This window comes from Cupriavidus sp. 207A1, from assembly GCF_057798955.1.
The window spans coordinates 138,269-152,643 of record NZ_JBYOJO010000004.1; the positions used below are offsets into that span (position 1 = coordinate 138,269).

The window sequence follows — 14,375 nt, forward strand, 5'->3', positions numbered from 1 at the left end:
GTCAGAGCAAGTCCCGTAGTTCGCGTTCCAGCCGCCGCTTCATCCAGCGCGCGGCCAGCAGCAACGCGGCCGCCAGCAGCGCCAGTGCCGCCAGCGGGGCCGGCGCCGGCAAGCGGCCGCCGAGGATGATGACGTGGACCGCGTCGATGGCCCAGTACGCCGGGTTGAGCATCAGCAAGCCGCGCGCCCATGGCGGCAGGATCTCGGGCAGGTAGACCACCGGAGTCATCCAGAAGCCGAACTGCAGCGCGACCACCACGATATGGCGCACGTCCGGCAGGAACACCTCGAGCATGCCGAGCACGATGCCGACACCGTAGGCGAACGCGCCCAGCAGCCCGACCACCGCCGGCAGCGCCAGCCAGGCCGGGTTGAACGGAAAGCCGATCACGGCCAGGTAGGCGGCATAGAGCGCCATCGATATGCCGTAGACCACCAGTTCCACCGCGACCACGTGCAGGGGCATCAGCCCCAGGCTTACCGGTACCTTGCGGATCAGGTGTGCCTTGGCGGTATAGACCGTGGACAGGCGCGACAGCGTGTTGGCGAACAGGTTCCACGCCAGCATCCCGCCGATCAGGTACACAGTATAGGCGTAGGGGCTGCCGTCGCTGCCGAGCCGCGCCCGCATCAGGTGCGAGAACACGGTACTGAACACGATGATAAGGCACAGCGGGTGGATGATCAGCCAGGCCATGCCGAACAGCTGGCCCTGCTGGCGGTCCACCAGCTCCTGCCGCGCGAACAGCAGCATCGTTGAAAGTGCCTCGCGTCTTGCCATGGTCCTTGTTCCCTCGTCTGCGCGACCGGCCCACTTCAGGCGTGGTGCGCCGAAGCCGGCGCACGGCCATAGTTGTCCTCGAAGCGCACGATGTCGTCCTCGCCCAGATAGTTGCCGCACTGCACTTCGATCAGCACCAGCTCGCCGCTGCCGGGGTTGTGCAGCCGGTGCTTCTGTCCCGCGGGAATGTAGGTGGACTGGTTGGCCAGCAGCCGCGCGTGCTGCGTGCCGTTCTCGACCAGCGCTTCGCCGGACACCACGATCCAGTGCTCGTAGCGATGCGCGTGCAGCTGCAGCGACAGCGACTGGCCGGGCGCGACCACAATGCGCTTGACCTTGAAGCGCTCGCCCTCCACCAGCACGGAATACGCGCCCCAGGGCCGCCGCACCGTCCGATGGTGCCGGTAGGCGTCATGCCCTTTGCGCTGCAGCGCCGTGACGATGTGGCGTACATCCTCGGCATGCTCGCGGTGCGCCACCAGCAGCGCGTCCTCGGTGTCGACGATCATCAGGTTGTCCAGGCCGACGGCACCGACCACGCGCTCGCTGCGGATAAAGCAGCGGCGGGTGTTGTGCAGCACGGCCTCGGCGCTCACGCTGTTGCCCTCGCCATCCTGCGGCAGCAGCGCGCTCACGCTCGACCACGAACCGACATCGCTCCAGCGCATGGTGTTGCGCACCACGGCCACGCGCTGGGAGCGCTCCATCAAGGCAAAATCCAGCGACTGGGCGCGCACCGCCTCGAACGCCACCGGGTCAAGCTCGAGCGACAGCTGGTCGCCGGCGCGCAGTTCGCGGCCGCCGCGGACACTGCCGGCAGCCTGGTCGACGATATCCGAGGCGTAGCGCTGCAGCTCGGCCAGCACGGCGCCGGCCGAGAAGCAGAACATGCCCGAGTTCCACAGGTAGTCGCCGCTGGCCAGGTAGGCCTTGGCCAGCTCCAGCGCGGGCTTCTCCACGAAGCGGCACGCCAGGTGCGCCGACTCGCCCGCCGCGCCGATGCGCGGCCCGGCCTGGATGTAGCCATAACCGGTTTCCGGCGCGGTAGGCGCCACGCCGAACGTGGCCAGCCACCCCTGCCGCGCCACCGCCGCCGCCGCCGTCACCGCTTCGACGAAACTCTCCAGCGGCTCGATCAGGTGATCGGCAGGCAGCACCAGCATCAAGGCATGGTCGCCGTGCCGTCGCGCCACCCAGCTCGCTGCCGCGGCAATGGCCGCGGCGGTGTTGCGGCCGACCGGCTCGAGCAGGAAGCTGCATGGCATGGCTCCCGCGGCGCTGCGCGCGAACGTGTCGCGAGCGAGAAAGTAGATGTCGCGGTTGATGACGGTCACTACCTCCTGCACGCCCGGCAGGGCCGCCACGCGGTTGAACGTCTTCTGCAGCAGACTTTCGCCATCCGCCAGCGTCATCATCGGCTTGGGAAAGGTCTCGCGCGAGACCGGCCAGAGCCGGGTTCCGGCGCCGCCGGAAATCACCACCGGGACCAGTACCGGCAGATCAGTGTTGTCCATGTCTGGGTTCTCCAAAGGGCTTGGTGGCGGCCGACGCATCCGGGGCGCGGCTTGCGGTTCTGCGCTCTTGCCGCTCGGGCCGCTCGGGCCGCTCACGCTGCACCGTCGCGGCGTGGCCCGAAAACTGCGCACTGGCTTCGCGCACGTCCTGCTCGGTAAGCAGGCCCGCCGCAAACCGCAGCCGCAGCCGCGTGACGACGTTGGTATAGCGGGCGCGGGCCAGGTTGCGGCGCGCGGTATGCAGCTGCTGCTGCGCATTGAGCAGGTCCAGGTTGACGCGCATGCCCGCGGCGATGCTCAGGCGCGTCGCGCGCAGCAGTTCCCGCGCGGCCTGTTCCGCCTGCTCGTAGGCGCCGACCTTGACCACGCTGCTGAGGGCCAGGTCGAACTGCTTGCGCACTTCGTCCGTGACCTCGGTACGACGCCCGTCGAACTCGGCCATCGCCTTGCGGTAGCCGGCCTCGGCCTGGCTGACCTGGGCGCTGACGGCACCGCCGCTGAACAGCGGCACGGCCACCTGCAGGCCGACGTACGCGGTGTCGTACTTGGTGTTCAGCGTGTTGACGGTTTCCGACTTGTTCTCGCCGTAGCTGGCCACCAGGTCGACCCTGGGCAGGTGGCCGGCACGCGCGCGGCCGATATCCTGCCGCGCCGCCTCCACGCCGTGCTCGCGCGACTGCAGCTCGGGATTGTTGGCGATGGCGGCATCGGTCCAGTACCCGATATCGGCCGGCACCGGTCCCAGCGCGCGGAACTCCGGCGACAATGTCGCCAGTAGCCGGTCCTGGCCGCCCTCGCTGGCTCCGAGGATCGCGTCCAGGCGCTTGCGCGCGGCGGTCAGGCCGTCGCGTGCCTCGATCACCTGCGCCACCGCGAGGTCGAGCCGGGCCTGCGTCTCGACGATGTCGGTGCGCGTACCCTCGCCCTTGTCGAAGAAGCGGTAGTTCTGTTTCAGCTGTTCCTGCAGCGCGTCGCGCTCCGCTTCGGCCAGCGCGATCACGTCGTAGGCCTCCAGCACCTCGGTGAAGGCCGTGGTTACGCGCAGCGCCAGTTCCTGGCGCCGGCTGTCGAACAACGCCGCGCTGGCCTGCGACTGCGCTTCGCCCTGGCGGAAGCGCGACCAGTAGTCCCAGTTGAACAGCGGCTGGCGCAGCTGCACCGCGCCGCTGTAGCTGCGATAGAACTCGGTGGTGGTCTGGTCGCCGAGGCGCGGCCCGGCATAGCGGGTGATGTCCGAACGGTTGCGCGCCCAGTTGTAGGTGAACTGGATCTGCGGCAACAGGAAGGACCGCCCGATCACGCGGTACTGCTCGCCGGCGGCGGCCTCTTCGACCGCCGCGCGGAAGCGGGGATCCTGCGCGAGCGCCAGGTGATAGGCATCGAACAGCGACATGGCCTGCGCGGCGGCGCCACCTGGCGCGCACAGCAGGCAAGCGGCGGCGAGCGTGGCCAGCACGCCGGTTCCAGCACGAACGACGCGCATCATTCCTCCGTCAGCGCCGTTCTCGCGCGATCGGCCACCGGCTTGAACAGATAGCTCAGCATGGTGCGCTCGCCGGTCTTGATGAAGACCTCCACCGGCATGCCGGGCCGGACCTGGTGGCCGGCGAGCCGGTCCATGCCGTCCGGCGTCACCTGCGCGCGGATCTTGTAGTACGGCGCGCCCTCTTCTTCGGTCAGGCGGTCCGCCGACACCACCGAGACCGCTGCCGGGATACGCGGCGTGCGGCTCTGGTTGAACGCCGTGAACATCAGTTCCACCGGCAGGCCGCTGGTGACCTTGTCGATCAGGTTGACCGGCACCCGCGCCTCGACTTCGAGCGGCTCGCCGTCCGGCACCACGTCCATCAGCCGGGCGCCGGGCGCGACCACGCCGCCCTGGGTAAAGATGGCCAGCCCCACCACCGAGCCCGACACCGGCGCGCGCACCTGCGTGTTGGCGACGTCGAAGTCAAGCCCCTCCAGCCGGCTGCGCAGCATGCGTACATCGCGCTGCGCTTCGCCCAGCAGCGTCCGCACCTCCTTCTGTTCCTGCTCGCGGCGAAGGCTGGCGCGTATGCGCAGTTCGGTGAGCTGGCTCTGGGTGCGGCCGATGGTGCCAAGATCTGCCGAGATCTCGCCGTTGACCTGCGCGTAGAGGCGCTCGGTGTCGAGCAGACGGTTGCGTGGCATGTAGCCTTCGCGCGCCAGCTCACGCATGTTTTGCAGCTGCTCGCGCAGTGCGGCCAGCTGCTGCTGCTTGTTCTGGCGCGCATCGCGCAGCCCGCTCAACTGTGATTGCAGCCCGGTGATGCCCTCGGCAATCGTGCCAAGCTCCTTCTGCAAGGCCTGCCGGCGCGAGGCAAAGAGTTGCCGCTGCACGGCGATCACCTCGGCCACGCCCGGATCCGATGCCGCCTCGCGACCGATCTCGCCGAAGTCGATGTCGGCAAGGCCGTCGCGCTCCGCCAGCAGGCGCGCCTCGACCGCACGCGCGGTGAGCAGCTGCGCACGCGTCGCCTCGGCCTGCGCGCGCGCCTGCGTATGGTTCATGGTGACCAGGACCTGCCCGGTCCTGACCTTGTCGCCGTCCTTGACCAGGATCTTCTCGACAATGCCGCCGCTCGGGTGCTGGACCACCTTGCGGTTGCCCGAGACGATGACGGTACCCGCCACCGGCACGCCCTTGTCCAGCGGCGCCAGCGCCGCCCACAACAGGAAGCCTCCCAGCCCGGCGGCGATGACGGTCCAGCCGATGCGGCTGTAGCGGCGCGCGGGAACCGCGGGCGCAGATGGCTGCGCGGCGGCGACGGCCGGCGGCAGCGACGATGCATGATCGAAAGGCATGGCGATTCAGGTCAGGAATGTGAGCCGGCGGCACGCGCGGGCTCGCCGCGGCTCGCCAGGACTGGCTCGGCGCCGCGCGCCGGCTTGCCGCCCGCTTGCGGCTGTGCCCGCTGCTGCATCGCGCGCAGCACCTCTTGCGTCGGGCCGAATGCATGCGAGGTACCGTCCTGCAGCACCAGCAGCCGGGTCGTCACGGCCAGGACGCTGCTGCGATGGCTGACGATGACGACCGTGGCGCCGCGTTCGCGGCACAGCGTGATCGCCCGGGCCAGCGCCGCCTCTCCGGCTTCGTCCAGGTTGGAGTTCGGCTCGTCGAGCACGATCAGCGCCGGCGAGCCATACAGCGCGCGCGCCAGCGCGATGCGCTGCTTCTGCCCGCCCGACAGTCCGGCGCCATCCGGGCCAAGCTCGGTGCCGTAGCCCTTGGGCAGTTTCAGCACCATGTCGTGCACACCGGCAAGGCGCGCGGCTTCGACCACAGCCTCGGCATCAAGCTCGCCGAAGCGCGCGATGTTCTCCGCCACCGTCCCTGCGAACAGCTCGATGTCCTGCGGCAGATAGCCGACGAACGGTCCCAGTTCATCCTTGTTCCATTGCCAGACATCGGCGCCGTCGAGCCGCACCTCGCCCGCCAATGGCGGCCATACGCCAACCAGCAGGCGCGCCAGCGTGGATTTGCCCGAAGCGCTGGGACCGATCACGCCAAGCACCTCGCCCGGCGGCAGCGCGAAGTTGACGTTCTTGAGCACCGGCGCGGTGCCCGGCGCGCCGCCGACCAGCCGCGCCACGGCGAGCTGCCCGCGCGGGCGCGGCAGCGACATCGCGCTGCGCCGCGCCGGATTCGCCGCCAGCAGCTTGTGCAGGCGCTCGTGGGCCGCCCGCGCCGCGCTCCACTGCTTCCAGCCGCCGATCACGCCCTCGACCGGGCTCAGGGTCTTGCCCATCAGGATCGAGGCCGCGATCATCATCCCGGCGGTGATCTCGTTGTCCAGCACCAGCAAGGCACCCACGCCGAGCACCATCGATTGCAAGGCGATGCGCGCGAAGCGGGTCCACGCGCCGACGATCGACGCCTTCTCGCTCGCCTCGCCCTGCTTGCCGAGAAAGGCTTCGTGAATGCGCAGCCAGCGCGCCTGCAGCGGCCCCAGCATGCCCATTGCCTCGATGGCCTCGGCATTGCGCAGCGTCACCGTGGCCGATTCGGCGGAACGCAGCGACAGCCGGCCCGCTTCGTCCAGCGGCTGGCGCGAGATGCGCTCGTTGATCACCGCCAGCGCAATCAGCACGGCGGCGCCGCACAACGCAAACAGTCCGAGATGGAAGTCGAACAGGAAGATCACGCCCAGATAAAGCGGGAACCACGGCGCGTCGAAGAACGCAAACAGCGTGGAGCCGGAAATGAACTGACGCAGCGTGGTCAGGTCGTTGAGCGCCTGGCCGGCGATGTAGCCACCCTGGCGCAGGTTGGTTTCGAAGGCGGCGGTGTAGACGCGCCGGTTGAGCTGGGCGTCAAGCTGGGCACCGACATGGATGGCCACCTGGCTGCGCACGTACTCGAGCACGGAAATCAGCGCAAACAAGCCCAGCGTGATGGCGCTGAGCATCCACAGCGTGGTCTCGCTGCGGCTTTGCAGCACGCGGTCGTAGACCTGCAGCATGTAGAGCGACGGCACGAGCATCAGCAGGTTGATCACGGCACTGAACACGCCGATATTGCGCAGGGCACTCTTGTGCGCGCGCAGGGCTGTCAGGATTTCACTGCCGGGAGGCGCGGATTGGCTCATATGGATTGCGGATACACCTTAAGCACTGCGGAGAATGGCACCTGCCGGGGGCTGGTCGCGTTGTGACGTGGTGTCACAAAGCAGGTGCGAATTCTGGATGAGGGCTGGGGTGGTGCTTGTGACGTTCATCACAAAATTGTGTGAGGTGGGTCACGGTTGGTTTTGTTTTGGTGGGTGAGAGGTTTTCCTTAGGTAATGCGGATGGCTGTCGTCCTTGGCTGGCGCGGCTGTTTCGCCGGCGTAGCCGGCGACCTACTTCTTGTCCGAGCGCCAAGAAGTAGGCAAGAAGCGCGTCGCCTGAGCGGCTGGCTAAGGCGGCGTTGGTGGTTCGAACGGTGGTGACTTGCGGTGAAGCGGTTGGTGGTTCGACGCTGCTGACGCTACCTGGATGTGCCTGGCGTTCGAGGTCGGATGGACGAACCCGACTTCAGGTCGGTGGCCGCCTGCGAACGGCGTTGTTGGTAGGACGCCTTCGGCTGCGCTACGCGCACGCCCTATCTCAGGCCTTGGGCTCGGGCATGGAGTGCGTCGCTGCGCTCGCACGCGCTATCGCGGGCGATCCCTCTGGTTCTTATTGCCCTCTTGTTTTCTCCCGCACGCGGGAGAGGGGCGGGGGTGAGGGCCGGCGCATCAACGGAGTACGCGACCAGAATCCGCAAGGCGTTCGCTATCCCAATTCGTTGACGCATGCTGGCCGCAACCTCACCAGCGCCGAAACTCCGGTTCGCCCGCCGGCGTTGTCACCGCGCCGTCGCGCAGCACGCTCTCGTAGAGCGCGTGGTAACGCCGCCGCATCGTGCTGGCGCTGAATTTTTCGACGAAGCGAGCGCGGGCGTTACGGCCGAGGGTTGCGGCCAGGCTGGCGTCGGCGTGCAGCCGCGTGAGCGCGGCACGCAGGGATGCCGGATCGGCCGGCGGCACCACGTAGCCGGTGTGATCGTGCACGTTGACATAGCTGCTGCCGGTGCCGATCTCGGAAGACACCAGCGGCTTGCCGAACATTGCCCCTTCGAGCAGCGTGACGCCGAAAGCTTCGGCCCGCAGGTGCGAGGGGAACACCACACCCCGGCACAGCGACAGCAGCGCATGCTTGTCGGCATCCGGCAGCACGCCGAGGAACGTCACGTTGTCGAGCCCCAGCGCGACGGCCTGTTGCCTCAGGGCGTCTTCCTGCGGTCCGGTGCCGACGATGACGACGCGGAACGCCGCGTCGCGGCACGCCTGCATCAGGATATGCAGGCCCTTGTAGTAGCGGATCACGCCCACGAACAGGAAGAAGCCCTCCCCCACGCGTTCGCGCCACATGGCGACGCGGGCGGGGTCCGCCTCGCATTCGCTGGCATCGAGGCCGATCGGGATGGTGTGCACGCGCGCGCGATGGCGGCGCAGTACGTCGCTGGTTTCGAGGTAGTTGGGCGAGGTGGCGACGATGGCCTGCATGCTGCCCAGGAAACGATGCATCAGCGGCGCATACACGGGCATCAGCAGGCGCTGGCGCACGATGTCGGAGTGGTAGGTGACGAGCGCCGGCACGCGCACACCCGCGGCAAAATGCAGCACGTCGCCAAAGGGCCATGGGAAGTGGTACTGCACGACATCGGCCCACGCCACCGCGCGCCGGAACTGCGCCAGCGCACTGAACGAGATCGGCGTCGAGGCTGGCGACAGGTGCGCACGCGCGCGCGTGACGCGCACGCCGTCGATCTCCAGTTCGCGCTGCGCGCCACCGCCATGCCGGCTCAGGGTGAATACCTCGTGCGCCAGGCCGTCGGGTTGCCTGCGCGCGAGCTGGCGGATGACCTGTTCGATGCCCCCGTACGAGTCCGGGTAGTACACCTTGAAGACGTGCAGAATATTCATGTCAGTGTGTGGCTTGGCATCCGGCCCTGGTCGGCGCTGGTGGCAGAGTCTCTCGTGGCGCGCACCCGCGCAGTGTGATGGCTGTCACAGAACGGCGGCCACCGGCTCGCTATGGTTGCGCCTCATGCCCCTGTCCTCCTGCTTCCTGGCCCAGCCGCTGTGCGTCGCGGTGGGTGCCGTTTCGCTGTCATCCCCGCTGACCGGGATCGGCCAGTACACGCGTCACCTGGTGCGCGAGCTGGCGGCGCTTGGCGCGGCGCCGCACTGTTTCCTGGGCACAGGCTGGAGCGAGGCCCGCAGCGCCAGCGCTCACGCCGGGGCCGATGGGCTGGCGCCGCACAATGCGGCGCGCCCCGCCGCATGGCGTACCGCGGGGCGGGGCCTGCTGCGCCGCTCGGGGCTGGCGCATGCCGCCTCGCGCGCGTGGCAGGCGCACCGGTTCCGCGCGGGCCTGCCGCGCGAGGCGGCGCTCTACCATGAGACCAACTTCCTGCCCTTCTGCTACGGCGCGCTGCCGACCGTACTCACGGCGCACGACGTATCGTGGCTGCGCTATCCGGAGACCCATCCCGCTGCACGGGTCGACCTGATGCGCCGCCAGTTTCCGCGCGCGCTGACGAGGGCCGACCGCGTCATCGTGGTGTCCGACTTCGTGCGCGCCGAGTTGCTGGCACTGTGCGAGGTCGACCCCGGCAAGGTCAGGGTGGTCCACAACGGCGTCGCGCCGGCGTTCCGGCCCCTTGCGACCGACGTGCTTGCGCCGGTGCTCGCACGCCAGGGTCTGCTGCCCGGCCGCTATCTGCTGGCACTGGGCACCCTGGAGCCGCGCAAGCGGCTTTCAACGGCGCTGCGCGCGCACCAGCGGTTGCCGGCCGCGCTGCGACGCCATATGCCGCTGGTGCTGGCCGGCATCAAGGGCTGGCTGACCAGCGAGCTGGAGCGCGAGATGGCACCCGCCGTGGCGCGGGGCGAGGTTCGCGTGGCGGGCTATGTGCCCGACGCGGATCTGCCGAGCCTGGTCGCCGGCGCCTGCGCCATGGTCTACCCGTCCATCTACGAAGGCTTCGGCCTGCCGCCGCTTGAAGCCATGGCCTGCGGGGTACCGGTCATCTGCTCGGACCGTTCGGCGCTGCCGGACGTGGTGGGTGATGGCGGGGTTTTGCTGGACCCGGACGACATCGATGGCTTCAGCGCGGCAATGCTGCGCGCCTGCGAAGACGCGCACTGGCGTGCGGCCATCGGCGCACGCGCCCTGCGCCGCGCCGCCGGCTTCAGCTGGCAGCGCTGCGCGCGCGAAACCCTCGAGGTCTATCGCGAACTGCTCGCCACGGGGCGCGGGTGACGGCACGCGGAGGAATGTGACACCCATCACGGAACGGGTGCAGTCCGCCGGCTACGCTTGCCGCTTTGACCCAGCGAGAAAAGCAAGGCAGCCAGAGCATGAGCCACGCCATTCAGTTCGACATCATGGTGGACGGGTTTCGCATTCCATGCACGGCTTCCGCCGAGGCCGGTTCGCAGGCGCGCCGCTCGGCCGGCGGACCGGCCGCGGATATCGACACCGCGCTGGCCCGGCTGCAGCACGCCGCACGCCTGCGCTTCCTGCAGGGTGCTGCACCGCCGGTAGTCGTGCTGCGCGAGCATCTGCATGCCACCGGAGCTTGCCCGTGACGGGTCAGCACCGGCACGGCGGCGTGCATGCGCTGCCGGTGCGCACGACCTTCGGCCGCTACGTGGTGACCGGCTGCGCGCTGTTGCTCGCGGATATCGCGCTGTTCCTTTCGCTCACGCATGCCGGTGTCGCGCCGGCGGCGGCGCAGGCGGCGAGCCGTGGCGCCGGCGCCATCATCGGTTTCGTCGCGCACAAGGGCTATTCCTTCCGCCATAGCGGGTTGGATGCGCACGGGCTGCTTTGCCAGGGCGGTGGCTACGGCGTGCTGACGCTCGCCGGCGTGGCGCTCTCGCCGGTGGTGCTGACACTGGCACTGCAACTCTGTGGCGAGCGGCTGCTGGTGGCCAAGCTGGCGGCGGAAGTGGTGATGGTCGTCCTCAACTTCGTTGCGATGCGCTGGCTGTTCCGTGCGCGTGCGGCCGGTACGCCATGATGGCCGGCGCCTTGCGCGTGGCTCTCCAGCGTGCGTCAACTGAATTGACGCTCGGTCGGCGCATCGCCGTTGCGCTGCTCACGGCGCTTATCCTTGCCCCCGCGGTGCTGTCGCCGGCAGTGATGCTGGGCACTGATCCGGCCCTGCGTTTTCCGCAAGGCGACCAGGCACAGGCGCTGGCCGGCGCCTGGTACTACTACGCCGATAGCTGGCGGCTGCCGCTGTTCTCGATGCGCGTGCCCGGCCTCGACGGCCTGCGCAGCGTGATCTTCACCGACAGCATTCCGCTCTTTGCCCTGGCCGGCAAGCTGTGGTACCGGGCCGGCGGCGCGGCGCCGGAACTGACGCCCGCCTGGCTCTGGATCTGCATGCTGGGACAAGCCTGGGCAATGACATTGCTGCTGGACCGGTTGGGCCTGCGCCAGGCCGTTCACGTTGCCGCCGGCACCGTACTGGCCCTGGTCATGCCTGCCCTGCTGTTCCGTTACTGGATGTGGCATCTGGCGCTGTGCGGCCAATTCGTCCTGATCCTCGCGCTGGCGCTGGCACTGCGCCCGCCCGCGGCCATGGTGCGCACGCCGCTGGACTGGAGGTGGCCAGCCCTGCTGGTCGTGGCACTGGGCACCCATCCCTACCTGCTGGCCATGACCTTGCCGTTCTTCCTGCTGAGCGCACTGTGTGCGGCGTTTGCGCGGCAGCCTGGCGCGGCGCGCGGCGCGCTGGCGGCCGTCGGCCTGACCCTGGGCGTGCTTGGCTTTGCGCTTGCGCTGGGCGGCTATCTCGGCCAGGGCCTGGTGCGCGGCAGCGAGGGTTTCGGCATCTACTCGATGAACCTGCTCGCGCCGTTCGGCGCGATGGGGAAGAGCGGCCTGCTGCCGGGCAGCGGGCATTTTGCGCGCGGCACGCCGGGCCAGATGGAGGGATTCAACTACCTCGGCCTGGGCCTGCTGGCAGGCCTGCTGCTGGTGGCGGGAGCCGCCTGCGCGGGCCGCGGCGCTCCGCTGCGCGCCGCGGCCCGGCGGCAATGGCCGCTGCTGGCGCTGCTGGCCTGCCTGACGCTCTACGCCTTGTCCACCACTGTGTATGCCGGCGGCTATCGCCTGTTGCGCTACGACTGGCCGGCGGGCCTGCAGGGCCTGAGCACGACCTTCCGCGCCTCGGGGCGCTTCTTCTGGCCGGTGGGCTATGCCATTGCCGCCTTCGTGCTGTATGGGCTGGCGCGCTGCTACCGTCCGCGCACGGCCGCTGCCTGCATGGTGGCCGTCGCCGCACTGCAGTGGCTCGACACCGCGGTGCTGCGCTCGGTCGCCGTTGCCGAGAAGCCCATGGACCCGGTGTCATCCGACCCGCTGGTCGGCGCGCTGGTCGGGCGCCATGCCGCGCTGGCGTTCCATCCGCCAGTGGGCTGCTCCGACGACCGAGCCGCCATGCATGGCGGATTCGCCCTGCAGCTGCTGGCCGCGCGTGGCGGCCTCGCCATCAACAGTCTCTCCGGCGCACGCCAGCAGACCGACTGCACGCGCTTCGCCGCGGCCCTGTCCGGACAGGGGCTTGCGCCAGGCGTGCTGGTCGTGCTCGGGCCGCCGTATGACACGCAGTACATTGCCGGGCGCGGGTGGACCGCCCATTGCCTGGCCCGGCATGGTCTGCACTTCTGTAGCTCCGGCATCAGGTGATCCCCATGCACACCAGCGAACCGACGGAGCTGTCCGTCATCATCCCCGCGTACAACGAAGCGGCCAGCCTGCCGCTCGCGCTGCCCCGTATCGTCAGCGAACTCGCACAGGCCGTCTCGCGCTTCGAGATCGTGATCGTCAATGACGGTTCCAGCGACCAGACCGCGGCGGTTGCCGACGAGCTGGCACGGCGCCACCGGTACGTGCGCGCCATCCATTTTTCGCGCAACTTCGGCAAGGAGGCGGCACTGGAAGCGGGGCTGGCCTGTGCCCGCGGCCGCGGCCTGCTCTTCATCGACGCGGACCTGCAGCATCCGCCCGCGCTGATCCCGCAGATGATCAGTGCCTGGCGCGCCGGCGCCGATGTGGTCAATGCGCGCAAGCGGCATCGCGGCGAGGAGCACGCTGCCTATGCCACGGCGTCGCGCCTGTTCTACCGGATGTTCGAGCGCGCCACCGGCTTTTCCTTCGAAGGCGCCAGCGACTACAAGCTGCTCGACCGCCAGGTAGCCGATGCGCTGCTGCGCTGCCCGGAGCGGGACCGCTTCTTTCGCGGGCTGGTGGCGTGGGTGGGGTTCCGTCAGGTCGATATCCCCTTCGACGTGGCGCCTCGGGAAGCGGGGCATTCCTCATGGTCGGTGGCCGGCTTGCTGCGCTATTCGCTGCGCAGCCTGGTGGCATTCTCGTCGCTGCCGCTGCAGGCGGTCGCCATCGCGGGCTTCGCCGGCGTGGTGCTGAGCTTCCTGCTGATCGTGCAGACCGTGGCGCGCTACCTCAGTGGCAATGCCCTGGACGGCTTTACCACCGTGATCATTGCGCAGGCAGCGTTCAGCAGCCTGTTGCTGCTCGCAGTGGGCGTGCTGGCCGTCTATCTGGCACGCGTCTATGACGCGCAAAAACAGCGCCCGTCGTTCTTCGTGCGCGAGCCTGACGAAGGTTTGCGAAGTGGCATCGTGTTGCGGGACATGGAGATTCAGCCGGCACCGCCGCGCGCGCGGACGCCCGTAGGGGCTTGTGATACCGATCACAGCCGGGTGGATCGCGAGCTTCTATAGTGGGTCCTGTTGGCGCAATGACCCCGCCAACTTTCCCGTTATCGCCAGGCTGCCCCCGCACGCCTGGCATCTTTTTTTGTGGGAAGGGAGCGGGTGGCGCGGTGGGTCGCCTGCGGCTGCGCCGCACGCGCCCATCATCTCGGGTCAAGCGCACGGGCACGGAGCGCATCGCTGCGCTCGCACGCGTTATCGCGGGTGAGGCCACAGGCCTGCTCTCTTGCTTGTTTGCTCCCCTCTCCCGCTTGCGGGAGAGGGGCGGGGGTGAGGGCAGGCGCATCTGCGAAATCATGCGCCCGCCATGCTCAGTGTGAACCCCGCCTTGTTCGTCGCGTTGGCCTTGGCTTGGCAGCAGGCCCTGAATGTGGATGCCGGCTGACCGGCGCGACTGTGACATGCTGATTGGGGAAGAGCCGCTCGGCTGCCTCTTTGGCCTGCATGCAGCTCAGGTACTCCCCATTGAAGACGACGGCAAATTCTCCGACATGCTGCTCGATCGCCCAACCCGTTTCCGTACGAACTACTATTGTTATTCGTTCAACCACCTTCATTCCCCGTCGAGCCGTGCTTTGCATCACGGTCTTTTTCGTTGGTAAAGCAAAAACCTCAATACACAGACCAAGGCAGTATTGCTATCGATGCGCCCATGCCCCGGGCACATCGTTCGGACATTGCCGGCACAACATGGTGCCCGCAATCGCGGCCCCGCTCATCACCCAAACATGGGTAACCTGCGCGTCGCCGAAATCCGGTATTGACATGGCATGTTTGCCATAA

General features: G+C 68.6%; 11 protein-coding genes. 5 read left to right on the forward strand and 6 right to left on the reverse strand.

The features are described from left to right. Window position 1 precedes the first annotated feature (1 nt). The 6 genes from AC3FMM_RS08745 to AC3FMM_RS08770 form a co-directional block, all read right to left on the reverse strand. Window positions 2–781 carry an ABC transporter permease gene (locus AC3FMM_RS08745; RefSeq protein WP_115713869.1) on the reverse strand — a complete coding sequence of 260 codons (780 nt, stop codon included), beginning with the start codon at window positions 779–781 and terminating at the stop codon, window positions 2–4. A gap of 35 nt (window positions 782–816) precedes the next feature. Continuing rightward, window positions 817–2,295 (reverse strand): mannose-1-phosphate guanylyltransferase/mannose-6-phosphate isomerase, encoded by a 1,479-nt coding sequence (locus AC3FMM_RS08750; RefSeq protein ID WP_488686447.1) that lies wholly within the window; start codon window positions 2,293–2,295, stop codon window positions 817–819. After that, window positions 2,282–3,778, reverse strand: a complete 1,497-nt coding sequence (locus AC3FMM_RS08755) for a TolC family outer membrane protein (protein ID WP_488686448.1) — start codon at window positions 3,776–3,778, stop codon at window positions 2,282–2,284. Before AC3FMM_RS08755 ends, AC3FMM_RS08750 begins: the two co-directional genes overlap by 14 nt. After that, window positions 3,778–5,121 (reverse strand): HlyD family type I secretion periplasmic adaptor subunit, encoded by a 1,344-nt coding sequence (locus AC3FMM_RS08760; RefSeq protein WP_115713872.1) that lies wholly within the window; start codon window positions 5,119–5,121, stop codon window positions 3,778–3,780. The genes AC3FMM_RS08755 and AC3FMM_RS08760 overlap by 1 nt, the downstream gene beginning before the upstream one ends. Window positions 5,122–5,132: 11 nt before the next feature. After that, window positions 5,133–6,905, reverse strand: a complete 1,773-nt coding sequence (locus AC3FMM_RS08765) for a type I secretion system permease/ATPase (protein ID WP_240987784.1) — start codon at window positions 6,903–6,905, stop codon at window positions 5,133–5,135. A 702-nt stretch (window positions 6,906–7,607) separates the two neighbouring features. Next, window positions 7,608–8,765: a glycosyltransferase gene (locus AC3FMM_RS08770; RefSeq protein WP_116314009.1), complete on the reverse strand. Its 1,158-nt coding sequence runs from the start codon at window positions 8,763–8,765 to the stop codon at window positions 7,608–7,610. Between the two features lie 124 nt (window positions 8,766–8,889). On the opposite strand from AC3FMM_RS08770, the gene AC3FMM_RS08775 reads away from it, so the two are divergent. From AC3FMM_RS08775 to AC3FMM_RS08795, 5 genes are all read left to right on the forward strand, one after another. Continuing rightward, a complete protein-coding gene (locus AC3FMM_RS08775) occupies window positions 8,890–10,107 on the forward strand; it encodes a glycosyltransferase family 4 protein (protein WP_240991365.1) in 1,218 nt (405 codons plus the stop codon). Window positions 10,108–10,205: 98 nt separating this feature from the next. Next, window positions 10,206–10,436 carry a hypothetical protein gene (locus AC3FMM_RS08780; protein ID WP_172581853.1) on the forward strand — a complete coding sequence of 77 codons (231 nt, stop codon included), beginning with the start codon at window positions 10,206–10,208 and terminating at the stop codon, window positions 10,434–10,436. Beyond that, window positions 10,433–10,870: a GtrA family protein gene (locus AC3FMM_RS08785; protein WP_488686449.1), complete on the forward strand. Its 438-nt coding sequence runs from the start codon at window positions 10,433–10,435 to the stop codon at window positions 10,868–10,870. The genes AC3FMM_RS08780 and AC3FMM_RS08785 overlap by 4 nt, the downstream gene beginning before the upstream one ends. Window positions 10,871–10,914: 44 nt before the next feature. Further along, entirely contained in the window at window positions 10,915–12,546 is a 1,632-nt protein-coding gene (locus AC3FMM_RS08790) for a DUF6311 domain-containing protein (protein WP_488686450.1), read from the forward strand. A 5-nt stretch (window positions 12,547–12,551) separates the two neighbouring features. Beyond that, window positions 12,552–13,601: a glycosyltransferase family 2 protein gene (locus AC3FMM_RS08795; protein WP_488686451.1), complete on the forward strand. Its 1,050-nt coding sequence runs from the start codon at window positions 12,552–12,554 to the stop codon at window positions 13,599–13,601. Window positions 13,602–14,375: the final 774 nt, after the last annotated feature.